Annotated in this window: 23 protein-coding genes; 14 read left to right on the top strand and 9 right to left on the bottom strand. The window is 64.0% G+C overall.

From position 1 onward, the window contains the following. Positions 1–110: 110 nt before the first annotated feature. The 9 genes from ACSKB8_RS37200 to ACSKB8_RS37160 all read left to right on the top strand — a co-directional run bounded on the left by ACSKB8_RS37200 (position 111) and on the right by ACSKB8_RS37160 (position 10,222). Positions 111–881 carry an enoyl-CoA hydratase/isomerase family protein gene (locus ACSKB8_RS37200; RefSeq protein ID WP_091887778.1) on the top strand — a complete coding sequence of 257 codons (771 nt, stop codon included), beginning with the start codon at positions 111–113 and terminating at the stop codon, positions 879–881. Between the two features lie 2 nt (positions 882–883). After that, positions 884–3,019, top strand: coding sequence for an acetate--CoA ligase family protein (locus ACSKB8_RS37195; protein WP_438109470.1), 2,136 nt, complete (start codon positions 884–886; stop codon positions 3,017–3,019). 54 nt (positions 3,020–3,073) lie between these two features. After that, positions 3,074–4,300, top strand: a complete 1,227-nt coding sequence (locus ACSKB8_RS37190) for an ABC transporter substrate-binding protein (RefSeq protein ID WP_438109469.1) — start codon at positions 3,074–3,076, stop codon at positions 4,298–4,300. Between the two features lie 70 nt (positions 4,301–4,370). Beyond that, positions 4,371–5,582: an acyl-CoA dehydrogenase family protein gene (locus ACSKB8_RS37185; protein ID WP_438109468.1), complete on the top strand. Its 1,212-nt coding sequence runs from the start codon at positions 4,371–4,373 to the stop codon at positions 5,580–5,582. Between the two features lie 130 nt (positions 5,583–5,712). After that, on the top strand, positions 5,713–6,618 hold the full coding sequence (locus ACSKB8_RS37180; protein ID WP_438109467.1) for an acyl-CoA dehydrogenase family protein: 906 nt from the start codon (positions 5,713–5,715) through the stop codon (positions 6,616–6,618). A 15-nt stretch (positions 6,619–6,633) separates the two neighbouring features. Next, positions 6,634–7,407: an SDR family NAD(P)-dependent oxidoreductase gene (locus tag ACSKB8_RS37175; protein WP_370988499.1), complete on the top strand. Its 774-nt coding sequence runs from the start codon at positions 6,634–6,636 to the stop codon at positions 7,405–7,407. A 59-nt stretch (positions 7,408–7,466) separates the two neighbouring features. Beyond that, the gene (locus ACSKB8_RS37170) at positions 7,467–8,225 is read left to right on the top strand and encodes a carboxymuconolactone decarboxylase family protein (protein ID WP_438110828.1); all 759 of its coding nucleotides are present in this window, start codon (positions 7,467–7,469) and stop codon (positions 8,223–8,225) included. A 17-nt stretch (positions 8,226–8,242) separates the two neighbouring features. Further along, entirely contained in the window at positions 8,243–8,710 is a 468-nt protein-coding gene (locus tag ACSKB8_RS37165) for a tripartite tricarboxylate transporter TctB family protein (protein ID WP_370988497.1), read from the top strand. A gap of 12 nt (positions 8,711–8,722) precedes the next feature. Continuing rightward, the gene (locus ACSKB8_RS37160) at positions 8,723–10,222 is read left to right on the top strand and encodes a tripartite tricarboxylate transporter permease (protein ID WP_438109466.1); all 1,500 of its coding nucleotides are present in this window, start codon (positions 8,723–8,725) and stop codon (positions 10,220–10,222) included. Between the two features lie 21 nt (positions 10,223–10,243). Here the strand turns inward: ACSKB8_RS37160 and ACSKB8_RS37155 are convergent, their stop codons facing one another. Then, the gene (locus ACSKB8_RS37155) at positions 10,244–11,044 is read right to left on the bottom strand and encodes an IclR family transcriptional regulator (RefSeq protein WP_438109465.1); all 801 of its coding nucleotides are present in this window, start codon (positions 11,042–11,044) and stop codon (positions 10,244–10,246) included. A gap of 158 nt (positions 11,045–11,202) precedes the next feature. Between ACSKB8_RS37155 and ACSKB8_RS37150 the strand changes: the two genes are divergently transcribed. Together ACSKB8_RS37150 and ACSKB8_RS37145 are read left to right on the top strand one after the other, a co-directional pair. Then, positions 11,203–11,733: a nuclear transport factor 2 family protein gene (locus tag ACSKB8_RS37150; RefSeq protein ID WP_438109464.1), complete on the top strand. Its 531-nt coding sequence runs from the start codon at positions 11,203–11,205 to the stop codon at positions 11,731–11,733. Positions 11,734–11,776: 43 nt separating this feature from the next. After that, complete coding sequence (locus ACSKB8_RS37145) at positions 11,777–13,411, top strand: flavin-containing monooxygenase (protein WP_438109463.1); 1,635 nt, start codon at positions 11,777–11,779, stop codon at positions 13,409–13,411. Positions 13,412–13,444: 33 nt separating this feature from the next. Here ACSKB8_RS37145 and ACSKB8_RS37140 read toward each other — a convergent pair whose 3' ends face one another. The 6 genes from ACSKB8_RS37140 to ACSKB8_RS37115 are packed head-to-tail and all read right to left on the bottom strand — an operon-like array spanning position 13,445 to position 20,004. Next, positions 13,445–14,776, bottom strand: a complete 1,332-nt coding sequence (locus ACSKB8_RS37140) for an MFS transporter (protein WP_438109462.1) — start codon at positions 14,774–14,776, stop codon at positions 13,445–13,447. A gap of 16 nt (positions 14,777–14,792) precedes the next feature. Then, positions 14,793–16,190 (bottom strand): dihydrolipoyl dehydrogenase, encoded by a 1,398-nt coding sequence (lpdA, locus tag ACSKB8_RS37135; RefSeq protein WP_438109461.1) that lies wholly within the window; start codon positions 16,188–16,190, stop codon positions 14,793–14,795. Positions 16,191–16,194: 4 nt separating this feature from the next. Further along, the gene (locus tag ACSKB8_RS37130; RefSeq protein WP_438109460.1) at positions 16,195–17,466 is read right to left on the bottom strand and encodes a dihydrolipoamide acetyltransferase family protein; all 1,272 of its coding nucleotides are present in this window, start codon (positions 17,464–17,466) and stop codon (positions 16,195–16,197) included. 1 nt (position 17,467) lies between these two features. Further along, on the bottom strand, positions 17,468–18,481 hold the full coding sequence (locus tag ACSKB8_RS37125) for an alpha-ketoacid dehydrogenase subunit beta (RefSeq protein WP_249760880.1): 1,014 nt from the start codon (positions 18,479–18,481) through the stop codon (positions 17,468–17,470). Between the two features lie 3 nt (positions 18,482–18,484). Then, positions 18,485–19,717, bottom strand: coding sequence for a 3-methyl-2-oxobutanoate dehydrogenase (2-methylpropanoyl-transferring) subunit alpha (locus ACSKB8_RS37120; RefSeq protein WP_370986530.1), 1,233 nt, complete (start codon positions 19,715–19,717; stop codon positions 18,485–18,487). Further along, a complete protein-coding gene (locus ACSKB8_RS37115; protein WP_438109459.1) occupies positions 19,714–20,004 on the bottom strand; it encodes a hypothetical protein in 291 nt (96 codons plus the stop codon). The genes ACSKB8_RS37120 and ACSKB8_RS37115 overlap by 4 nt, the downstream gene beginning before the upstream one ends. Positions 20,005–20,140: 136 nt before the next feature. Between ACSKB8_RS37115 and ACSKB8_RS37110 the strand changes: the two genes are divergently transcribed. After that, entirely contained in the window at positions 20,141–20,653 is a 513-nt protein-coding gene (locus ACSKB8_RS37110) for an Lrp/AsnC family transcriptional regulator (RefSeq protein WP_438109458.1), read from the top strand. A 154-nt stretch (positions 20,654–20,807) separates the two neighbouring features. Here the strand turns inward: ACSKB8_RS37110 and ACSKB8_RS37105 are convergent, their stop codons facing one another. Further along, complete coding sequence (locus tag ACSKB8_RS37105) at positions 20,808–21,305, bottom strand: hypothetical protein (protein WP_438109457.1); 498 nt, start codon at positions 21,303–21,305, stop codon at positions 20,808–20,810. 502 nt (positions 21,306–21,807) lie between these two features. Beyond that, positions 21,808–22,194, bottom strand: coding sequence for a hypothetical protein (locus tag ACSKB8_RS37100; protein WP_438110924.1), 387 nt, complete (start codon positions 22,192–22,194; stop codon positions 21,808–21,810). On the opposite strand from ACSKB8_RS37100, the gene ACSKB8_RS37095 reads away from it, so the two are divergent. Next, complete coding sequence (locus ACSKB8_RS37095; protein WP_438109456.1) at positions 22,082–22,804, top strand: NAD(P)-dependent oxidoreductase; 723 nt, start codon at positions 22,082–22,084, stop codon at positions 22,802–22,804. The two genes, ACSKB8_RS37100 and ACSKB8_RS37095, sit on opposite strands and share 113 nt — an antisense overlap. An 87-nt stretch (positions 22,805–22,891) precedes the next feature. Next, complete coding sequence (locus tag ACSKB8_RS37090; protein ID WP_438109455.1) at positions 22,892–24,373, top strand: aldehyde dehydrogenase family protein; 1,482 nt, start codon at positions 22,892–22,894, stop codon at positions 24,371–24,373. Positions 24,374–24,477: the final 104 nt, after the last annotated feature.

The raw sequence follows: 24,477 nt of genomic DNA, 5'->3' as shown, positions 1-24,477 counted from the left end.
AGCTCACGAGCTTGGTGTTATCAGCACATCGACTGACCGATCGGTCAGGTGGCTTGAAGCTGCCGTCCGAGGTCGCGGAAACAAGATCAAGCAAGCGCCAGGAGGAAGCCATGTCCGATGACATCGTGACGCTCGAAGTATCCGACCACATCGCAATCGTGACGCTGAACCGCCCTCCGGTGAACGCGCTCAACCGCGCGATGCGCGATCGCATCGTCGCGGTGTTCGATCAGATTTCGGAACGTAGCGATGTTCGCGTGGCGATCCTCACTGGCAACGGCAAGGTGTTTTGCAGCGGCGCCGATCTCAAGGACCGTCCAGACCCGGCCAAGGTCGGTGCATTCCATGATCACAACCGCATCACCCGCGAGACCGGCAACTGCATTCGCGAGTGCTCCAAGCCGGTGATCGCAGCGATCAACGGCGTCGCGCTCGGCGCCGGCCTCGGTCTGATGGCATCCTGCGACATCTTCTACGCGTCCGAAGAGGCTGTATTCGGCATGCCCGAGATCAATGTCGGCCTCGCCGGCGGTGCGGCGATGCTCAACACTTTGTTCGGCCGTTCGCTGATGCGCCGGATGTTCTTCACCGGCGTCCGGATTTCCGCGGCCGAGCTGTATCGCCTTGGCATTATCGAGGCCTGTACCAGCAAGGAAGATCTCATTCCCGAAGCGATGAAGATCGCGCGTGAGATCGCAGCGAAAAGCCCGATTGCGATGGAGTACGCCAAGAATGCGGCCAACATGGTCGAGCTGATGCCGCCGCGTGATGCCTATCGCTTCGAGCAGAACATCACGATGGCGCTGTCGAAGACCGAGGATGCCAAGGAAGCGCGCATGGCGTTTCTTGAGAAGCGCGCGCCGGTATTCAAGGGGCGCTGACGATGCGGCCGGGAGAAGGTCTCGACGCGCTGATGGCGCCGCGCTCGATCGCGATCATCGGCGCATCGCAGGATGCGACCAAGATCGGGGGCCGACCGGTGGACCTGTTGCGCCGCTACGGCTACGCGGGCAAGATCTATCCGGTCAACCCAAAGGCCGCGATGGTGCAGGGGCTGCAGGCCTACGCGTCGGTGGGCGCGCTGCCCGAGGCGCCCGATCTCGCCGTCATCGCCGTCGATGCCGAGCGGGCGCCCGAAGCGATCGAGCAGTGCGCCGATCGCGGCGTCCGCAGCGTCGTCGTGTTCTCTTCCGGCTTTGCCGAGCTGGGCGAAGAGGGGCGCGCGATGCAGGATCGGCTTCGCACGGCTGCGCGCCGCACCGGCATGCGGCTGCTCGGCCCGAATTGCCTCGGCGCGGTCAGCATTCCCGAAAAGGCCATCGCAACATTCTCGATCGTGCTCGAGCACAGCATGCCGGCCGCCGGCTCGCTCGGCATCGTCTCGCAAAGCGGCAATCTCGGCAGCTACACCATGCGCATGGCGAGCGATCGCGGCGCCGGCATCAGCCGTTTCATGACCACCGGCAATGAGTGCGACATCGATATCGCCGACGGTATTGCCTGGCTGGCCCGCGATCCCGCGACCAAAGTCATTCTTTGCTGCTTCGAGGCCTGCCGTGATGCCGGCCGGCTCATCGCTGCACTGACCGAGGCGCGCGATGCCGGCAAGCCGGTCATTGCGTTGAAAGTCGGCACCTCAGAGGCCGGGCAAGCCGCGGCGGCGTCCCATACTGGTGCCATGGCGGGATCGGATGCGGTGTTTAATGCGCTGTTGGAGCGCTATGGCGCCGTACGGGTGCGGAGCATCGAGGAGCTGATTGATCTCGGTCATGCCGCCTCCATCCTGTTGCCGGATCAGTTGCCGAAGGGGCGGCGCCTTGCGGTCGTGACGGCATCCGGCGGTTTTGGCGTGCTGCTTGCGGATGCCGCGCAGGCGGTCGGCCTATCGTTGCCGGAACTGAGCGAGGCGACTCAGCGCGCGATCCTCGATCTCGTGCCATTTGCGTCCGCGCGCAATCCGGTCGATGCCACCGCGCAGATGTCCAGCCGGCCCGATATGCTGCAGAAGATTCTGTCGGCGGTCGTGGCCGACGACCGCACCGATGCGATCGTGCTGCCGCTGCCGTTCTCGCTGCACATGCCGCGCCTGCGCTCGGTTTACATGGAGACATTGCGCACCATCCGCGCGCAGTACCCCGATCGTCCCGTCATTCTGTGCGTGGAGGGCCCGCCCGATGCGCTCGCCGAACTGCATGCCATGGGTTATCCCACCATTGCGAGCTTTGACGGCTGCTGCGCCATCGTCGCAGCGCTGGCGCGATTACAGGCGCTGGCGACTGCGCCAAAGGCTGTGAGCCGGCCTGCCATTGCGAGGGCTGCACCGCTCGCGGCTGATGCGTTCCGCCATGAGCTCGGCGCCAAGCGCGCGCTGGCGGAGGCCGGCATCCCCGTGCTGGCCGAGCAGCTGGTATCGGACGCCGAGGCCGCGGCGCGGGCAGCGCGCGAGATCGGTTTCCCGGTCGTCTTGAAAATCGCTTCGCCCGATCTGCCGCACAAGACGGAGGTGGACGGCGTTGTCATGGATCTTCGCTCCGAGGAAGAGGTGCGGCAGGCCTATGCCCGGTTGCTGGCGCGTGTTGCGGAGAAGGCGCCACGCGCGGTGATCGACGGCACGATCGTTGCTCCCATGGCGAATGGCCTGTCCGAGTTGATCCTCGGCAGCCGGATCGATCCTGTGTTCGGGCCGGTTGTGATGGTCGGCCTGGGGGGCATCTTTGCCGAGATCGTACAGGACACCGCCGTGCAGACGGCGCCGGTGAGCGAGACGCAAGCAATGGCGATGCTGAGGTCGCTGAAGGCGTTCGCCGTTCTCGACGGCGCGCGCGGGCGGCGTCGCACCGACCTCAAGGCCGCAGCGCAAGCGATCGCGGCGCTCTCGCGTTTTGCCGTCGCGCATGCCGATTCCGTGTCGGAAATCGACATCAATCCGCTGCTGCTGAAAGCGGACGGCGAGGGCGCCCTCGCGCTCGATGCGCTGCTGATCCCACACGCGGGCAAGGCAACGCAGCAGCACCACTGAACACAACAAGAAGAACCGCGAAGTCGGCTCAATGATTGCTGGGAGGATTTTGTGATGAAGCTCAATACCCGTCTCCTCGAAATCGCCGTGATGCTGGGAGCGTTGCTGATGCTGGCGACGCCGCTGCGCGCCCAAGGTGGGTCCGGCGATGTGATCAAGATAGGCATCATGAACGACCAGAATGGTCCGTATGCCGACAATTGCGGCCCCGGTGCGGTGGCCGCGGCAAAGCTCGCGGTCAGCGACTTCGGTGGTGCGGTCAATGGCAAGAAGATCGAGCTCGTTGTCGCCGACGACCAGAACAAGCCGGACATCGGCGTTGCGGTGGCACTGCGCTGGCTCGACAATGAAGGCGTCGATGCCATCGTCGGCTGCTCGGCCTCGTCGATTGCGCTCGGCGTGCAGGACATCATGAAGGCGCGGAAGAAGCCCTACATGCTGGCGGGGACAGCGGGTTCGTTCTTCACCAACGACAAGTGCTCGCCGATGACTACGCAATGGATGGTCGACACCTATGCGCAGCCGAAGGCCACGGTGAAGGCGCTGCTGTCGCAGGGCGTCGACACCTGGTTCTTCCTGACTGTCGACTATGCCTTCGGCAAGGGATGGCAGGCTGATGCCACCAACTTCATCAAGGCCGGCGGCGGCAAGGTCGTGGGATCGGTGCTGCATCCGCTGAACTCGTCGGACTTTTCCTCGTTCCTGCTGACGGCGCAGGCGAGTGGCGCCAGGGCGATCGCGCTTGCCAATTCTGGTTCTGACTTCGGCAATGCCATCAAGCAGGCCCAGGAGTTCGGCCTATCGCAGAAGCAGCTGCTGGTGCCGCTTGGACTTATGATCAGCCAGACCCACGGCATCGGTCTGCGCGACCTACAGAACGTGCGCCTGACCACGCCGTTCTACTGGGACATGACGCCGGAGACGCGGGCCTTTGCCAAGCGTTTCACCGAGGCGTCCGGCGGGCAAATTCTGAACGAGGCCAAGTCCGCCACCTACAGCGCCATCACGCATTACCTGAAGGCCGTCGCGGCGACCGGAACGGATGATGGCGAAGCCGTGATGAAGCAGATGAAGAACACGCCGATCAACGACTTCGAAATGAAGGATGTCAGCATTCGCGCCGACGGGCAGGTGATGCGTCCGCTCTATGTGGCCCGCATCAAGACGCCGCCCGAGTCCAAATACGCCTTCGACTATTACGAGATCACGGGGACGATTGCCCCCGAGGACGCATGGCGTCCGGCCTCGGACAGCGCCTGCGATCTGCTCAAGTCGCAGTGATCGGAAAGAAAGGGCGTCCGGCCGATGCATGGCTGGCGCCCGACGGTACAGCCAAAGCGAGAGATCCACGATGACAGTCATTGAAACAGAGCCGCCGGTAACCGCCACGGCCGGAGAATTATCCGGCGAGGCCTATCGGGTGGCGATGCGTCGCTGGCTGCGCGCCAATCTGCCGGCGAGCTTTCGCGGTGACAGCGCGGCGTTCTCGGCGCCCGGCCTGCAAGAGCAGATCGCCTGGGAAGCGGCGATGTATCGCGCCGGCCTGGCCGGCATCACTTGGCCAAAAGCGTATGGCGGGCACGGCCGCACCTTGCGCGAGCACCTGATCGCCAACCAGGAAATCGGCGCGCTCGCGATGCCGGAGAGCGTCAATTCGATCGGCAAGGAGCTTGCCGGTCCGATCATCCTCGCGGTCGGCACCGAGGAGCAGAAGCATCGCTTCCTGCCGGCAATCCTGGAGATGCGCGACATCTGGTGCCAGGGCTTTTCAGAGCCGGAAGCAGGTTCCGATCTGGCGGGCCTGCGGACGCGCGCCACGCGCGATGGTGATATCTGGCGGATCAGCGGGCAGAAGATCTGGACCAGCGGCGCCTATCGCGCCCAGCGCTGCTTGGTGCTGGCGCGGACCGGCCCGCTGGAGGATCGGCATCGCGGCCTCGCCATGTTCGCGGTGCGGCTCGATGCCAAGGGCGTGCGCGTGCGGCCGATCAGATCGATCGATGGGCGCGAGAGCTTTTGCGAGGTCTTCTTCGACGACGTGGAGGTCTTGCAATCCGATGCGCTCGGCGCGCCCGATGAAGGCTGGAACGCGGCGATCCGCGTGCTCGAGATCGAGCGCGCAACCAACCGCATGTACCGGGCCTGGCGCTTCGAGAATGAGCTGCGGCATCTGATTGCGGTCTGCAAGAGTGATCCGGCGCTGGCGCAGCTGGTTGCAAACCGATGTTACGAGGCCAAGATTGGCGAGGTCGTCGTGGATATCGAGGTGCTGAAGGCGCACGTCGAGACAGCTGTCGACGCGCTCGTAAACGGCGACAGGATCGGCGCACGCGGCAGTTTGGCAAAACTGCACTGGAGTGAAGCGCACCAGCGTTTTGCCGCGCTCGCGCTCGAGCTGCTGGCGCAGGCCTCGTTGCCGCAGCTTCCGGCCGTGCAAGTCGCGCGCCGCCGTTTCGACGCGATCTATCTGCAGGCGCGCGCCGAGACTATCTACGCCGGTACCACCGAAATTCAACTCGGCATCATCGCCGACAGGATCCTGCAGCTCTCGAAAGGCAAGTGATGACGACATTGAGCGGCGAAGGATTGCAGCCGAGCGAGTTCGCGGTCACCGCGGCGCGAGCCGTGGCGGATTGCGCGGCGTTGGGGCCGCGCGAGCAGGCGAAACACCTCGCCGACGACGGATTGCTCGGGTGCTTGCCTCGCAGGACGTCGGCGGGCTCGATCTGCCGCTGGCCTTTGCAGTTCCGGTGGTGGCCGCCGCCGGCTCGGGCCTGCTCGGTTTTCCGCTGATGGAAGCACTGCTGCTTGGGCGGACGCTGCAGGCCGCGTTGCCGCGCGTGGCGGATGCGGTCGTGTCCGGCGGCATGCTGGCGACGATCGCGTGGCAAGGCAGCGTGAGCGCCGAGCGCGAAGGTGAATTGGTCGTGCTCAATGGCTGGGTTGCGCGAGCGGCCTGCGCCCGCGACGCCGATTGCATCCTGGTACGGATTGGCACGGCCGCGGCGGCGCTGGTTCCGACTGACAGCGAGGGAGTCGTTGTCGAGGACGCGGCAGGGCTGGATTTGACCGTGCCCGAACACTCGGTTCGCTTGCAGGGCGTCACCATACCGGCCGCAAGTGTATTGCCTGACGGCACGTGGGCTCTCTTGAGCTCGGATGCCAACGTGCTGCGTGCCGCCGCCATTCTCGGCTCGGCCGAGACGTGCCTCGCACTCGCACAAGAGCACGCCTCGACGCGCCGGCAGTTCGGCCGAGCGCTGTCCTATAACCAGGCGCTGCGGCATTCGCTGGCGCGGCAGAAGCTGGCGCTCGAAGGCATAAGGCATGCGATCACCCGTAGCGTCGAAGACGAGTCCGGTCCGCTCGAACGCGACGCTGTGTTTCTCGCCGCGGCCGCCTATGGTTGCGCGATCAGTGAAGGCGCGCTGCAGGTTCACGGCGGCATGGGATTCACCTGGGACGTGCCGGTGCATCGGCATCTGCGTCGCGTCCGCGCCTTACAGGCGCAAGGCGATGCCAGCGGAAGCCTGGCCGCGCTCGGCCGCCGTACCATCGCCGCAATAGCTCCGGCGTCCGATCTCGCCGTGTCGGGATAAGAAAGGAAGACCGCAATGACTGATGCCAAGGACAAGCCCCTCGCTGGCCGTGCTGCGCTGGTCACCGGGGCCGGAAACGGAATCGGACGCGCGACCGCTCTTCTGCTGGCCTCGCGCGGCGCGATCGTCGGCGTCAACGACCTCAAGCCTGAGTTCGTTGCCGGGACTGTCGATGCGATCAAGATGGCCGGCGGCGAGGCCGTTGCGATCACCCAGGACGTCGCCAGCCGCGACGGAATGCGCATGGCGGTGATCGGCTTTGCCGAAGGGCAGGGCCGGCTCGATATCCTCGTCAACAATGCGGCCTGGGTCCGCTATCAGTCGGTGGCCGACATCGCGCCGGAGACCGTCGACCGCATGCTCAATATCGGCTTCAAGGCGATCATCTGGGGCATTCAGGCCGCGGCCGAAGTGATGGATGCCGAGCGCGGTGGCGCGATCGTCAATGTCGCCTCCGTTGCCGGATTGATCTCGGCCAAGAACAGCATCGTGTATAGCGGCATCAAGGCCGGCGTGATGGGGATTACGCGTGCCGCGGCAGCCGAGCTCGGCGAACGCAAGATCCGCGTGAACGCCGTTGCGCCATCAGCGATTCCGACCGAAGGAACGATGCGCAACCGCAACGCCGAGCTCGACGCACGGCGGATCGCGCGCACGCCGCTCGGACGGCTCGGCACAGTGGACGATATTGCCAAGGCAATCGCTTTCCTCGCCGGCGACGACAGCGGCTTCATCTCGGCGCAGGTGCTGACGGTCGACGGCGGGATTGTCTTCACCAACATCGCCTAAGCGCCACCGAGGCCGCTGCAGGATACGCTATATGATTCTCCACCGCAGATGAGCAGGCGCTGAAGCAGCAATTCATTCGCGCCCGCGGTTACTGGCGGCCGTGGACGGAGGGGCTGCTGCGGCTCGATCCGGCGTTTCTTGCGAGCTATGCCCGCTATGGCGGCTATCCCGCGGAAACCGGTCCACTGTCGCGGAAGATGTGCGAATTGATCTATGTGGCGCTGGATGGATCGGCGGCGCATCTGTTTCGCTCAGGGCTCGCGCTGCACATGCAGCTGGCCCTCGAGCAGGGCGCGACCACGCAGGAGATCGTCGACGTGCTGCGGCTGGCCACGGCGCAAGGGCTCGACGGCTGTAATCTCGGCATCGGCATTCTCGCCGAAGAACTGGCGCTGGCGGGGCTGGATTCGGACCAGGCGCCGCTGTCGCGCGAGCAGATGGCGCTTCGCGACGCCTATGTCGCGCAATTCGCCGATTGGCCGGACTTCTGCGATCTCTGGCTGCGCGCCGATCCCGGCTATTTCGCGATGATGCTCGACCTGCTGACAGCGGGAGCGAAGGCCGGCGGGCTCGACCAGCGCTCGCGTTGCCTGATCTCGCTGGCCTTGAACGGATGCTTCACGGCCCTCAATCCACACGGCCTTCGCCTGCAGATCAGGCGCGCGTTGCGGCTCGGGATCGAGAAGCGCGAAATCCTCCAGGTGCTGCAGATGACGGCACATCTGGGCGTGCATGCCTGCGCGATCGGGGTGCCGGTTCTGATGGAAGCGATCAGCCCGGCGGCAGGCAAGTCGTCTTCCGTCGACGTAACGGGATAGCAGGGAGGTCGACGACGATGGCGAGGCCAACCATCAGAGATCAGCGCGCCTTCGCATCGGGCGCATTGTTTCTTGCCTTTGCGATCTTCTTCTTCGTGATGGCACTGAATTATCCGGCCGGCACCGCGGCGCGGATGGGGCCGGGCTATTTTCCTCGGCTGCTGGCGATCGTGCTTGCGGCCATCGGGCTCGCCGTGATGCTGGGTGCCGTGCTGAGGACGGCAGAGCGGCAGAGGTTGCGGAGTTGGGACGTAAAGGGCCTCGCCTGGGTCACGGGCTCGGTGGTCCTGTTTGCGCTTCTGCTGTTTCCGGTCGGTCTGGTCGGTGCGCTGCTGGTCCTGATCGTGGTGTCGAGCAGGGCTAGTCCCGAGTTTGCCTGGAAGGGCGCGTTGGCCAATGCAGCCGTCCTGATCGCGCTGTGTCTCCTCGTATTCGTCTATGGCCTCGGGCTGCAGCTGCCGGTGTGGCCGGTGCTGCTCAATTGACGGGCCGTGACGATGGACCTGTTTCATAACCTGGCGATCGGATTCTCCACCGCGGCCCAGCCGGCCAATCTGCTCTACGCCTTCTTCGGCTGCCTGTTGGGGACGCTGATCGGCGTCCTCCCGGGCCTGGGCCCACTCGCCACCATCGCGATGCTGCTACCGATCACCTACGCGCTGCAGCCGGATTCGGCACTGATCATGCTCGCCGGCATCTATTACGGCGCGCAATATGGCGGCTCGACCACCGCCATCGTGGTCGATCTGCCCGGCGAATCCTCCTCCGTCGTCACCACGATAGACGGCTATCAGATGGCCAAGCAGGGCCGGGCGGGTGTCGCGCTCTCGACAGCCGCGATCGGTTCGTTCTTCGCCGGCTGCGTGGCGACGCTGGCGCTGGCGGCGCTGGCCGGGCCGCTGACGGCGGCAGCGTTGCTGTTCGGGCCGAAGGAGTTTTTCGCGCTGATGCTCCTCGGCCTCATCCTCGCCTCGGTGCTATCCAGTGGCCCCTTCATTGAAGGCATCGGCATGGTCGTACTCGGCATGTTGTTGAGTCTCGTCGGCACCGATCTCAGCACGGGCACGCAGCGCTTCGCGTTCGGCATCCCGCAGCTGTTCGATGGCCTCGATTTCGTGCCGTTGGCGATGGGCATCTATGGCTTTGCCGAGATCGTGAAGAATCTCGAGCAAGACGACAAGCTGTCGCTGGTGACGCAAAAGATCGCCAATTTGTTTCCGACGCGCGAGGATTTCCGCCGCATGATCCCGGCGATGCTGCGCGGCACCACGCTCGGCACGCTGCTCGGCGTGCTGCCGGGCGGCGGTGCGGTGCTGTCGTCGTTTGCCTCCTACACGCTGGAGAAGAAGCTGTCGAAGCACCCCGAACAGTTCGGCAAGGGTGCGATCGAAGGCGTTGCCGGCCCGGAATCGGCCAACAACGCAGGCGCCCAGACCTCCTTCATTCCGCTGCTGACACTTGGCGTGCCCTCCAATGTGGTTATGGCGCTGATGGTCGGTGCGATGAACATCCACAACATCCAGCCCGGTCCGGAGGTCATGACCAAGAACCCGACCCTATTCTGGGGCCTGATCGCCTCGATGTGGGTCGGCAATCTCATGCTGCTCGTCCTCAATCTGCCGCTGGTTGGATTGTGGGTGAAACTTCTCACCATTCCCTATCGCTATCTGTTCCCGGCGATCATGGTGTTTTGCTCGATCGGCGTCTATTCGATCAACAGCGGGACCTTCGAGGTGTATGAAGCGGCGGTGTTCTGCGTATTCGGCTATATCCTGATCAAGCTGCAGCTGCCGGCCGCGCCGCTGCTGCTGGGCCTGGTGCTCGGACCAGCGATCGAAGAGAACTTCCGCCGCGCCATGGTGCTGTCGCGCGGCGATGTCAGCGTGTTCGTGACCTCGCCATTGTCGGCAACGCTGCTGGCCGCAGCCGCAATCGCGATCGTCATGATCATGCTGCCGACGATCCGGTCGCGGCGGGAGGAGGCGCTGCAGGAGTAGGTGCCGCGGGCCCGCCCGGCGTCAAACGTCTGTGTCGCTGTCGCCGGCTTTGACCGATCTGGCGGCCTGCCGCAGAATATTCAGGTAGCGACTGGCGTTTTGCTTGATCCGCTCAGCGACGCCGCCAAGCCCGAGAGCGACGGGTTGATTCTGAATTGTGATTGGGAGCAGGACGCAGATCGTCGCCCCGCCCAGCATCGGGACGTTCTCCGCCGAGCAATGTCCCTTGCCCCGGATCTCCCGAATCCGCCGGATCATGTCCTGAGGCTTGACTCTGTCTGCTGCGTTCGGCGTCGCGATATTGGCGCGGCGCACGATCGTGTCGAGCTTCTCGTCGGACATCGTCGACATCAACAGCCAGCCGAGCGCGGACTGCGTCAGCGGCCGCAGCGTTCCCTCGTCGACGTGGAATCGCAGCGGGTGGGTCGACTGGATGATCTTGACGTATTGCAGATACACGTCGTTGGTCGTGCCGATTGAAACGGCTTCGCCCGTTGCGGCGTGCACGTCGCGCATCGCCTCCAGCACGCGGCTGTTGCCGAACAGGGATTTGGGAATCCAGTCGCCCAGTGAGGTCACTTTTGGGGTTGGGAAATAGAGTTTCGTCCTGCGGTCGAAATTCAGGTAGCCGAGACCTACCAGGGTCTTGAGCAGGACGGTTGTGCTGGATGCTGGATAGCCCAGCGCCTCGCCGATTTCGGACATCGCACGCGGCTGGCGCTCCCGCATGAAGAATTCGAGAATTTCGATGGAGCGCAGCGCGGATTTCACGGTCGATCCGGCCGCGGAAATCGAAGCGGAGGTCGTCAGCTGCGATGGCAATCGTCCCTCCCTTGGCCGCAGTAAATTCACGGATGTGAAATTCAGCTTCACATATGAACATTTGTTGGTGGCCTCCCACTGCACATGAGATGGTCGCTGCCGTCAAGGGAGGGCCGGTCCGCTGATGGCGGATCGAGCCGGAGCTTCGAGGCTCGAAAATGACCGTAACGCACGAGAAGATCGCGGAGCTGCTCGACAGGGAGGCGATCCGCGATTGCATCTATCGCTATTGCCGCGGCGTTGATCGCGCCGATGAAGCCGCGCTCCGCAGCGCCTACTGGCCGGATGCCACCGACCAGCATGGACCATATTCGGGGCCGATCGAAGGCTTCTTTGAATGGGCCAAGGATATCTTCAAGACCGATGCGCGCAACGTCCATACCGTCGGCAATATCCTGATCGAATTCACCGCGCCCGGGCACGCTGTCGTCGAAACCTACTTCCTCGCCTTGCAGCGCGGGCCTTCAACAGATGGTGGCGTTCGGCAGTTTCTGATCGCCGGCCGGTACTGCGATGTCTTCACAAAGCGCGATAGCGAATGGCGAGTTGCGCGCCGTGTCGTCGCCTACGACTGGGTGGACGAGCAGGTCGCTGCGACCGAGTCCGAGGCGGTCCGCTTCGGTCCGCGGTTGCCGTTGGGCGCGCGATATCCCGACGATCCCATCTACGATCTGCTCCGCCGGAGCTAGTGGACACTGACTTGCACGAACCAGCCTTTGAGGGAATGCCGATATGAGCCATGCAGATGTGAGGGGGCGGCGCCTGGACGTGGTCGTCGTTGGCGCGGGATTCGGCGGTCTCTACGCCGTCTATAAGTTCCGCGAGATGGGTCTGAACATCGCGGCCTACGAAGCGGGCGGCGATGTCGGGGGCGTGTGGTACTGGAACCGTTATCCCGGGGCGCGCGTCGACCTGCCGAGCATCGACTACAGCTATTCGTTCTCGCCCGAGATCGAGCAGGAATGGACCTGGTCGGAAGAATTCGCCTCGCAGCCAGAGCTCTTGGCCTACTTCAACTTCGTCGCCGATCGCCTCGACCTGCGCAAGCACTATCAGTTCAACACGCGCATCGTGAGCGCCGTCTGGGACGAGACGCGAAAACTCTGGTCGGTGACGTCGGATCGCGGCGAGATGGTCGAAGCGACGTATTGCGTGATGGCGACCGGCCCGCTCTCGGTGCCCCGGGATCCCGAGATCCCCGGCGTCGCGCGCTACGCGGGCGAGTTGTTGCGGGCCGGCCGATGGCCGCATCATCCCATCAGCTATGAAGGCAAGCGCGTCGGCGTGATCGGCACGGGATCGACCGGCATTCAGATCGTGCAGGAGGTGGGCAGGCAGGCCGGCGAGCTCTACGTGTTCCAGCGCACGCCGAGCTTCACGATGCCGATGCGCAACCAGAAGCTCGATCCCGACTACGTGGCCGAGGTCAAGCGTAACTATACCGGCATTCGCGAGGCGGCCCGCAACAGCCCGAATGGCGGCGTGCGCCCGTGGACGACGCGGGCCTTCTTCAGTGTGACGCCGTCGCGCCGCCGCGAATTGCTCGAAGACGCCTGGAAGGCCGGAGGGCTGGCCATGCTCGGCACTTTCACGGATCTTCTGAGCAACGAGGAAGCCAACGAGCACGTGGCGGAGTTCGTGCGCGGCAAGATCAACGGCGTCGTCGCCGATCCCGTCACTGCGGAGAGGCTGAAGCCGCGCGGCTATCCGATCTTCGCCCGCCGTCCGTGCCTGGATACAGGCTACTACGAGACCTTCAACCGGCCGAATGTCCAGCTGATCGATTGCGTCACCGATCCGATCGTAGAGATCACGGCGCAAGGCGTGCGGACGCAATCGAGTGAAACCGCACTCGACATGCTGATCTTCGCGACCGGCTATGACGGGCTGACGGGAGCGTTGACTGCGTTCGACGTCGTCGGCCGCGACGGCCGGACAATCAATGAGAAATGGAAGGCAGGAGCACGGTCGTATCTCGGTCTCATGATGGAAGGGTTTCCGAACCTCTTCATGACCACCGGACCCAACGGCCCCGCCGCGCTCGCCAATATCGTCAGGATCAGCGAGAACGACGTCGACTGGATCGCGCACACGATCACGCATATGGCGGACCAGGGTCTCGACACCATCGAACCGACCAGGCAGGCGGAAGACGAATGGATGGCGCTGGTATTCAAGCTTGCCCAGCGTTCGCTGCTGACCAAGGCGAAGACCTGGTACGTCGGCACCAATGTCAAGGACAAGGCGCAAGGGCTGTCGCTGTTCACGGGCGGCTTTCCAAAATACCGGGAGTATTGTGCCGCCGCGATCGAGGCCGGGTACCGCGACTTCGTGTTCGAGCGCGGACGAACGACGGTCGCGGCCTGACAGCCGCAACCGAGGAGACCGCGTGCACGCTGCTTACCGCCCCTGTTCAGCAAACTCGTGCTTGCTGTCGTGGCCCCCGATGAAGACCAGGAGGCCGGCGATCAGCGGTAGGACGGCAAGGACGAGCAAGCCGGTCGAGGTCTGGCCGGTGGCTTCCTTGACCCAGCCGATCAGATAGGGCCCACCGAACCCGGCGAGATTGCCGATCGAGTTGATCAGGGCGATGGCACCGGCCGCCGCCGTGCCGGACAGCCAGGCGGTTGGCAGGGTCCAAAACACGCCGAAGCAGCAGAACACCCCAATGGCGGCGACCGTCAGCACCACCATCGTGAGGGTGGGATCGGTGAGATAGGAGGAGATGCCGAGCGCAACGGCGGTGAGCAGCAGCGGCGCGCCGACATGCATCACGCGCTCGCGGCTCGCATCCGAATGCCGCGCCCACAGGATCATGGCGATGGTGCCGAACAGATAGGGGATCGCGGTGACGAAGCCGGTCTGCGCGTTGGTGAGGCCGAAGGCCTTGACGATCTGTGGCAGCCAGAACTGCATGCCATAGAGCGCGCCGACGAAGCCGAAATAGATCAGGCTGAGCGCGATCACCTTCGGCGAGGACAGCGCCTGGCCGAGCGAGGGATGCTTCACCGCCTGCTTGGCGGCGATCTCGGAATCGAGCTTGGCTTTGAGCCAGGCCTTCTGCTCGGCCGAGAGCCAATTCGCCTTCTCCGGTCTGTCGGTGAGATAGAACCAGGTGACGAGGCCGAGCAGCACCGAAGGGATGCCCTCGATGATGAACAGCCACTGCCAGCCCTTCAGCCCCATCATGCCGTCGAGCCCGAGCAGCAGGCCCGAGACCGGCGCGCCGATCACGGTCGAGACCGGCACGGCAATGGCGAAGGCCGCCAGGAAGCGGGCACGATATTCGGCCGGGTACCAGTAGGTCAGATACAGGATGATGCCCGGGAAGAAGCCGGCCTCGGCGACGCCGAGCAGGAAGCGCAAGACGTAGAAGCTCGTGACGCCGCTGACCAGCGCCATCAGCGCCGAGATGATGCCCCAGGTCACCATGATGCGGGCGATCCAGCGGCTGGCGCCGAATTTTTCCAGCGCAAGGTTGCTCGGCACCTCGAAGATGAAGTAGCCGATGAAGAAGATGCCGGCGCCCCAGGAGAAGATCAACGGCGTGAACTTCAGCTCGGCATTCATGGTCAGCGCGGCGAAGCCGAGATTGACGCGGTCGAGATAGGAGAAGAAGTAGGCCAGCACCAGGAACGGAATCAGGCGCCAGGAGATGGCACGGATGGTCGAGGTCTCGATGCTGCTTCTCGCACCGCTTGCAGCGCCGGCAAAGGTCGTGGTCTGGCTCATGGTTCCCCCCTATGTTTTAGACATGAATTGCATGGCCTAGTGATCTCAGCGCGGCCTCATGAAAGCTCTCACTTAGAGTCGGATGGGCATGGATGGTCAGGGCGATGTCCTCGAGGCGCGCGCCCATCTCCAGCGCCAGGCTGAACGCCGCTGACAGCTCGGCGAGGCCAGGGCCCACGCCCTGAATCCCGAGCAGGACATGATTGTCGGCACGCGCCACGGTGCGGATGAAGCCGTCGTCCCGATCCAGCGTGAGCGCACGACCGCTGGCCTTGAACGGAAACAGATCGGTCTTGACCTCAAGACCTTTGTCCCGCGCCTCGCTTGGTGAGAGGCCGACCGTGACGATCTCGGGATCGGTGAAGCAGATCGCGGGAATTGCGACGCGGTCCCAGGCGCGACGTTGGCCGGCGACGATTTCGGCGACCATCTCGCCTTGCGCCATGGCGCGGTGCGCCAGCATCGGCTCGCCCGTGACGTCGCCGATCGCGAAGACGCCGCGCATCGAGGTTCGGCATCGATCGTCGATGCGGATGTAGGGGCCGTCCATATCGAGATCGAGCAGCTCGAGGCCGAAGTCTGACGTCGCGGGCTTACGGCCGACCGTGACCAGGATCTTGTCGGCTTCGAGCGTTGTCTGTCCGCCGTCGGCGGTTTCGATCAGAAGCGCCGTGCCTTCTGCGACCAGCCCCTTGGCTTTCGCGCTTGTCAGGATCGTAACGCCCAGCGCACGGAGCCGCCTGGCAACGGGGTCGCTCAGCTCGCCGTCATATTGCGGCAGGATGCGCGGCGTGGCCTCGACCACGGTGACGTCGGCGCCGAGTTTAGCAAAGGCCGTGCCGAGTTCGAGGCCGATATAGCCGCCACCGACGACGATCAGCCGCTTCGGCACCTCAGCAAGCGCCAGGGCATCTGTCGATGAGATGATGCGGCCGCCGAAAGGAAGGGACGGTAGCTCGATTGGCGCCGAGCCCGTGGCGATCACGATGGTTTCGGCATGGATCAGCTGAACGCCGTTGCTCGTGTGAACCTCGACGGTCTTGCCGTCGTGAAAGCTCGCGTGTCCGGCCGTGTATCTGACACCGGCGCGCTTCAACAATCCGCTCACGCCGCCATTGAGACGCCGCACGATATCGTCCTTCCAGGCGATGGTTTTGGTGAAGTCGAGTGACGGCTTTTGGGCGGAGATGCCGAGCGAGGCCTTGCCGTCGGCGGCACGTGCGACCGTCTCGTAAGTGTCGGCCGCGTGGATCAGGGCCTTCGAGGGGATGCAGCCGATGTTGAGGCAGGTTCCTCCCGGCTTTTCGGACTCTACGACCACGGTGTCGATGCCGAGCTGGCCGGCCCGGATCGCACAGGTATAGCCGCCGGGGCCCGCGCCTATGACGAGAAGCTTACAGGTGGTGTCGGTCATAGTCTTATGCGTCAATGAAGATCATGGCGGGCGTTTCGAGCTGCGTCTTGATCCGCTGCACGAACAGCGCGGCGTTGAAACCGTCGATCACGCGGTGATCGAAGCTCGACGATAGGTTCATCATCTTGCGCGGCACGAAGCCTGCGCCGTCCCAGTGCGGACGTATTGCGATTCGATCGACACCGACGATCGCGACCTCGGGGTGATTGATGATCGGCGTCGTCGCAAGCCCACCTAACGCGCCGAGTGAAGTGATCGTGATGGTCGAACCGATGAGCTCGTCGCGCGTAGCCGTGCCGTTTCGTGCCGCCTCGGTGACACGGATCACCTCGGCCGCGCAGTCGAAGAGATCGCGCGCCTCCGTGTGGCGGACGACCGGCACCATGAGCCCAGCCCCGGTTTGCGTCGCAATCCCCATGTGGACGGCGGCGTGCTGGTGCACGATGCCGGCCTCGTCATCGAAATGGGCATTGAGCTCGGGCTGTATGGCGACGGCACGCACGATAGCTTGCATCAGGAACGGCAGCAGCGTCAGCTTGGGCCAGTCGGTGCGCTTTTGCTCGTTGAGTTTTGCGCGAAGATCTTCGAGCGCGGTGACGTCGACCTCCTCGACATAGGTAATGTGCGGGATCCGCGCATTTGCGATCGACATTTTCTCGGCGATCTTGCGGCGCAGGCCGACGACCTTGGTATCCGTGACGGCGGTCTTGGGTCGGCTCCGCAGCGCGGGCGCTTCGTCGGAGCCACGTGCGATGTAGCTGTCGAGATCGTCGTGGGTGATTCGACCGGCCGGGCCGGAGCCGTGCAACTGACGCAGGTCGATTCCCGCCTCGCGCGCGCGGAGCCGAACTGCGGGCGCTGCCAATGGCCGTTCGCCTTCGCGACGGGACGGTGTCCCCAGAGGCTGCAGGGAGGGTGCGACATGCGCGGGTGCAATCGCTGGTGTGGCGCGCGCCGCATGACCCGCTTTTCGCGCTGGCGCGCTCGTCGTTTGCACTGCCCGCGCCGCAGTCGTGGTGGACGTTTCGCCCTTGCCGTCCACGTCGAGCCGGACGAAGTCGGAGCCGATCGCAAGCATGTCGCCAACCTTGCCGGCAAGCCAGACCACACGTCCTTCGGCTGGAGAGGGAATCTCGACCGTGGCCTTGTCGGTCATGACGGCGCCGAGCACGGCATCCTCGCGCACGAGATCGCCGACCTGTACCTGCCACTCCACCAGCTCGGCTTCGGCGATGCCTTCGCCGACGTCGGGCAGTCTGACGACACGCTCGGTCATCTCAGGCCTCCAGCGTTTCGGCCAGCGCGCGACTGACTCGCGCCGGGCCCGGGAAGTAGTCCCATTCCTGGGCATGCGGGTAGGGCGTGTCCCAGCCCGCGACGCGCGCGATCGGCGCTTCCAGATGATAGAAGCAGCGCGTCTGCACCAGCGCGCAGAGCTCGGCGCCGAAGCCGGACGTCAACGTTGCCTCATGCACGATCACGCAGCGTCCGGTCTTCTTGACCGAGGCCTCAATGGTGTCGAGGTCGAGCGGCAGAAGGGTGCGGAGATCGATGATCTCGGCATCGATGCCGGTCTCGGCTGCCGCGCTTTCGGCGACATGGACCATCGTGCCATAGGCCAGGATCGTGACGGCTTCGCCCTGCCGGCGGATCGCGGCGCGGCCGAGCGGCACGGTGTAGTACCCCTCGGCGACCTCGCCGAGATCGTGCTTCGACCACGGCGTCACGGGACGGTCATGGTGGCCGTCGAACGGGCCGTTGTAGAGCCGCTTTGGCTCAAGGAAAATGACCGGGTCGGGATCCTCGATCGCGGCGATCAGGAGGCCCTTGGCGTCGCTCGGATTCGAGGGCACCACGGTCTTGATGCCACAGACATGGGTGAACAGCGCTTCCGGGCTTTGGCTGTGCGTCTGTCCACCGAAGATGCCGCCGCCTGTCGGCATGCGCACCACAACCGGACAGGTGAACTGGCCGTTCGAGCGATACCGCAGTCGGGCGGCCTCGGAGACTATCTGGTCGTAAGCCGGATACATGTAGTCGGCGAACTGGATCTCGACGCAGGGTTTTAGGCCGTAGGCCGCCATGCCGACCGCGGCGCCGACGATGCCGAGCTCGCTGATCGGGGTATCAAAGCAGCGGCTCTTGCCGTATTTCGCCTGCAGCCCTTGGCTCGCGCGAAATACGCCGCCAAAATAGCCGACGTCCTCGCCGAACACGACGACGTCGTCATCGCGCGACATCATCACGTCCATGGCCTCGCGAATCGCCTCGATCATGGTTCGCCGCGGCATGGCTTAGACTCCTGCTTCCTGGCGCTGCCGGCGCAGGTGCGGCGGCATCTGCGAGAATACACCCTCGAACATGTCGCGCGCAGAGGCATGCTTGGGGGAATGCAGCGTGCCGTAGCTCTCGGCCTCCTTCTGCGCCGCGATCACGGTGTCCATGATCTCGGCCTCGGTCTGCTTGTGCCGTTCGTCCGACCAGGCGCCGCGCACGATCAAATGGTTCTTCAGCCGGATCACAGGATCTCCGAGCGGCCATGCTTCGGATTCCGTCTTCGGCCGATAGCCCGCCGGATCATCCGAGGTGGAATGCGCGCCGACCCGATAGGTCACGTGCTCGATCAGCGTCGGGCCGAGATTGCGGCGGGCGCGCTCGCAGGCCCATTTCGCCACGGCATGGACCGCGAGATAGTCGTTGCCGTCCACCCGCAGCGCCGGAATGCCGAAGCCGAGGCCGCGCGCCGCGAAGGTGCCGGAACCGCCGCGCGCGATGCCCTGGAAGGTCGAGATGGCCCATTGATTATTGACGATGTTGAGCACGACCGGCGCGCGATAGGTCGAGGCGAATACCAGCGCGGCATGGAAGTCGGACTCGGCGGTGGCGCCGTCGCCGATCCAGCCGACGGCGATCTTGGTATCGTTCTTGATCGCGGACGCCATCGCCCAGCCGACCGCCTGGATGTACTGGGTGGCGAGATTGCCGGAGATCGAGAAGAAGCCGTGCTCCCTCGAGGAATACATCACCGGCAGCTGGCGTCCCTTCAGGGGATCATGGGTGTTGGAATAGATCTGGCAGGCCATGTCCACCAGCGGATAGCCGCCCGCGATCAGCAGTCCCGCCTGGCGATAGGTCGGAAAGTTCATGTCGCCCGGCGACAGCGCCTTGCGGAAGGCGCAGCTCACGGCTTCCTCGCCCATGTGCTGCATGTAGAAGGACGTCTTGCCCTGCCGCTGCGCCATCTGCATCCGCGCATCGAAGGCGCGCAACGTCATCATGTGACGCAGGCCTTCCAGCAATTCATCATCGGAGAGCGATCCCGCCCAGGGGCCGACGGCTTCGCCGTCGCGATTGAGCACGCGGATGACGGAGAAGGCGAGGTCGCGGATCGCCTCGGCATCGACGTCGACTTCGGGGCGTGCGACCTGGCCTGCGCGAGGGATGCGGATGTTGGAGAAATCGGGCGTGTCGCCCGGGCGCACGGCCGGTTCGGGGACGTGAAGGGAAAGTGGCGCGTTGTCGGTCATGGGCGCGACCTCATTTCAAGCGAGAGATGCGGCGCCGGGCCCGGCAGCGCGACGTCGCATTCGCCGCGCACCTCGACGGCACCAATGCAGACCACAGTACCAACGCGGCGGGCGAGACGATCAACAGCGTCACGATCCGTGATGTCGATGGACGCTGATATCCGGTACACGTCGGCGTCGGCTTGGGCGCTGACGGCCGCGAGCTTAAGGCCGGCGACGCGCGCCTGATCGAGCAGCCGGCCGAGGGCGGCATGCATATCGCTGCTCCTGAGCTCCAGAAAAAACACCGTCCGCTCCTCCCTAAACGTAGTATGTTTGTACTGGCCAACAACCGGATTTTTGTTCCAATTATCTGGGTAATTCGGTCATTCGACGTGGAATCATTCTGGTAATTGTGCTGCTAAATAGAATGGAGTTCTGGATATGGCGAAGGTCAGACGTGCGGCGCGGCCAGCTAAGGCTCCGCGCAAGGATTCGCTTCGCCTGGACGAGATCGACCGCAAAATCCTCCGCGCACTGCAGCAGGATGCGCGACTGACGACGGCGCAGCTTGCCGACGAAATCGGGCTCTCCACCACGCCGTGCTGGAACAGACTGAAGCGGCTCGAAACCCAGGGCTATATCGATGGCTATGTCGCACTGCTCAATCAGGAGAAGCTCGGCCTGCCCGAAACGGTCATCATAGAAGTGACGCTCGATCACCATGACGATGAGGTGCTCGAACGTTTCGGCCAGCTGCTCACGAACCTGCCGGAGGTGATCGAAGCCTATCTCACGACCGGCGACTACGACTACGTGGTGAAGGTGGCCGTCGAAAGCACCGCCGGATACGAACGCTTCCTGCGCGAAAAGCTCTATCGTATTCCCGGCATTCGCCACAGCCGATCGTCCTTCGCGTTGCGCTGCCTGAAGAAGCTGACCTCGGTCCAGGTCTAATGTGTGCGGCTCATCAGCGCGAAGGTATCGGGCTGGTCGCCCTTCGGCTCGGGCGCAGTCGCGAAGGCCAAATCGCGCCGATGGCGGTGTGAACACGCAGACGCCACTCGATTGGACGTCTGCTCCTTGCGTTCACTGTGGAAAATATCGTTCGTCAGAAGGCGGTCTTCTTGCCGATGATGCCGACGTAGCTCGATCGTACCAGAGCTCCCCAGCGGCCATCCCTCTTGACGATCACGTAGAAAGAGTCGGCGGAAAGTATCGGCTTGTCATTGGCGTCATAGCGCGTGAATCTCGTGACAAAGTGGAGTTTGTCGTCGGATTTCTGCACCAATTTGCGAGACGTCCACGCTGAGCGAGCCCATGTCGAAGCCTGCGCCAACTGTTTCGCATCGTTCGATTGCGCATATTCTTCCGGCGTGTTCCAGACCTGCACCTGCCCGCCAGCGATTCTTATATGCGGATAGTGAACCGTCTTGGACCAGGCTTCCGCATCTCGCGAGTTGAACGCCTTCATGAACTCGTCGAGATAAGCGCATCCTTGCTTCAGAAGCTCGTCGTTTCCCGGATTTTGGCACTCGTCGTCGGGTTGACCTTGAGCCAGTGCAACCGTGCTCATGCCAAAGAACACGCCCGCAAGCGCCAGCAGCATGCGAAGTTTCATGCGGGTACCTCCCTAATCGACCAAGTCAGCTTGGTTCATTTTGATTGACAGAGACGTCGATCGAGGTCCGATCTTAGATGGACAGAGCGCCAAGGCAATGCCGAAGCGGCGCAGTATTTCTGAAGGGGGCGTCAGTTTTTCTCAATCGCTGAAGGCTGGAAGGTGACGCGAGGCTTGCGCGGGCCGAAACGCGCGGCCGCTCCAAGTGAGTGGTCTCTTGCTTCCCTTGGCGGTTCGTATCAAAACACCGGTACATCAGAAAAACCAAACAGGGGGTCAGAAAAAGCGCCTTGCACGAAGCGGGGGTAGCGTCGCTCATCTTGCCGCACAAACAACAACCAATTGCAGGCAGGAAACGATGGTCGCGAGCGATTAATCTTGCGCAACGGTTCGGCTCGGTCGCGCCTTCGCATTCAGAGCCGTCGGCAGCGCGGCCTTGCGGCAACGTTGGATCGGACGATGAGCGCTCTGGTGCGACGAACGCCCTCGTTCAAGCTGACGCATGTACGCCGCCGTCTACTAGATGGTTTTCCAACATGATCGTGGGTAGGCAACGTCGCCCAGTCCAACCAGAGATGCGAATGATCAGCGAGGTATCGCAATGAAGGTGGGAATTATTGGTGTCGGCCTGATGGGACACGGAATCGCGAAGAACGTTCTGGTGCGGGGCGGCTATCCTCTTGCCTTTCTCGACCATCCCGGCAATCAGCCGGTGGACGACCTCGTCGGTCTCGGCGCCGTAGCCTGCAAGAACTCCGGGCGACGTGGCAGACGTGTCCGATGTCATCATCCTCTGCGTGACCGGCTCTCCGCAGGTCGAAGCAATTCTCACCGGCGATGCCGGCGTCTTGCCCCGGCTGCGAAGGGGGACAATCATCGTCGATTGCTCGACCGCGCTGCCGGAATCGACGTTGCGGATGGCCGCTGCGGTCCGGGCCGCCGGTGGAAGCTTCCTCGACGCGCCGATGACACGCACAGCGAAGCATGCGGAAGAGGGAACGCTGAACCTTCTGGTTGGCGGCGATGAAGCAGACTTTCAAAGCGTCCGTGCCGTCCTTGCCGCGTTCACCGAGAGCCTCGAACGGGTCGGACCCGTGAGCTTCGGCCATCGGCTCAAGCTGCTCCACAACTACGTTTCAATCGGCTTCATGGCGCTTCTCAGCGAAGCAGCCGCGCAGGCGGCCGATGCAGGCGTCGATCCCGCGGTTTTCGTCGATGTTCTCGCCAAAGGCGGTGGCGCCGGCGTGGCGCTGCAGCGGTTGGCGCCGGCCATCGTGGCTGGCGACGTCGAGACGGTCCCGTTCTTCATCGCCAATGCATTGAAGGACATCAACTACTACAGGACGATGGCGGGCACATCCGGCGCATGCCGGACGATCGCCGACGGTGTTGCCGGCGCGATGGCAGCGGTGGTCGAGAGCGGGCACGGGCAGGCCTATATTCCGGAACTGGCGCACTTCCTCCGCAAACAGCAGCCAGCTGCGTAGAACCCATTCCCGAGACGATTGCTGCAAGGTAAGCACGACATCAAACAAGGCGGACATCCGACAATCGCCTCTGACAGGAGTAGACCGATGACAAAAGCTGAGATCCGATTTCCCATCGACGGCCGAACCCGAAAGATGTTTGTGGACGGCGCGTGGGTCGAAGCCCGCTCGGGTAAAGTCTTCGAGACGCGCAACCCCGCGACCGGCGAGGTGATCGGACGCGTGCCGCGGGCAGACGCGGCCGACATCGGTCTTGCCGTCGCCGCGGCCCGCCGCGCCTTCGAGGGCCCGTGGAGCCGCTTCAAGCCGTTCGAGCGGCAGGCCCTGCTGTTGCGGATCGCCGACCTGTTCGAGAAGCACTGGGAGGAGATCAGCCAGTCCGATACAGCAGACATGGGAATGCCGATCGTCAGAACGCGGGCGAACAAGCTTCGCGTGCTCGGCATGCTCAGATACTACGCCGGCATGGCAACCGCGATCCACGGGCAGACGATCGACAATTCGCTGCCGGGCGATATCGTCTCGTTCACGCGCAAGGAGCCGGTCGGCGTCGTTGGCGCCATCATTCCCTGGAACGCGCCGACGGCTGCATCGGTCTGGAAGATCGGGCCCGCGCTGGCGACCGGCTGCACCATCGTGCTCAAGCCGTCCGAAGAGGCGCCGCTGACGCCATTGCTGATCGCGGATTTAATGAGCGAGGCAGGGGTGCCGCCGGGCGTGGTCAATGTCGTGACCGGGACCGGGCCGGAGGCCGGGGCGCCGCTGGCCGAGCACTCCGGTGTCGACAAGATCGTCTTCACCGGATCCACCGCAACCGGGCAGGCGATCGTTCGCGCCTCGGCCGGCAACCTCAAGCGGGTGTCGCTCGAACTCGGCGGCAAGTCACCGGTGATCGTCTGCGCGGACGCGGACCTCGACAAGGCCGTGCCGATTGCCGCGATGGCGGCGTTTGCCAATTCGGGCCAGATTTGCATCGCCGGCTCCCGCCTGTTCGTCGAGCGCGCGATCCACGACGAACTGGTCGAACGGCTCGGGAAATTTGCCGCGGCCCTGAAGATCGGTGATGGTGCCGATCCCACGACGGAGATTGGACCGCTGGTCTCCGAGTGCCAGCTCGACAAGGTCGAAGGCTTCCTGCGGAGCGGGCGCGACGAGGGCGCGAAGGTCGTGACCGGTGGCAGCAGGCTGAGAGAAGGCGCCCTCGCGAAGGGTAATTTCGTCGCGCCAACCGTGTTCGCCGGCGTCTCCGACAACATGCAGATTGCCCGTGATGAAATCTTTGGCCCGGTCATTTCCGCGCTGCCGTTCGACACGCTCGATGAGGCCGTGACGCGCGCCAACGCGACGCCATACGGACTTGCGGCAGGTGTTTTCACGCGCGATGTGAGCAAGGCCCACGTCATCTCGAGGAGCCTACGCGCCGGGTCGGTGTGGGTGAACACCTATCACGCCATCGATCCTGCGTTGCCGTTCGGCGGCTACAAGATGAGCGGATATGGCCGCGAAGGTGGCACCGAACAGCTCGACGAATACCTGAACACGAAGGGGGTCTGGATCAAGCTGGATTGATCGATCGTCCGGCGCGGCCGATCGTGGCAGTGACCGCGCCGCCGGACGAGAGCAGCGAGAGGCCATGCCACATCGTGCATGTCCTGCCACGGGCGAAGTGACGT

Source organism: Bradyrhizobium sp. BR 1432 (genome assembly GCF_051547705.1).
In the GTDB taxonomy this organism is placed as follows: Bacteria; Pseudomonadota; Alphaproteobacteria; order Rhizobiales; family Xanthobacteraceae; genus Bradyrhizobium; species Bradyrhizobium zhanjiangense.
The sequence above is the reverse complement of the archived record's forward strand: the minus strand, read 5'-3'. Positions and strand labels throughout refer to the sequence as shown.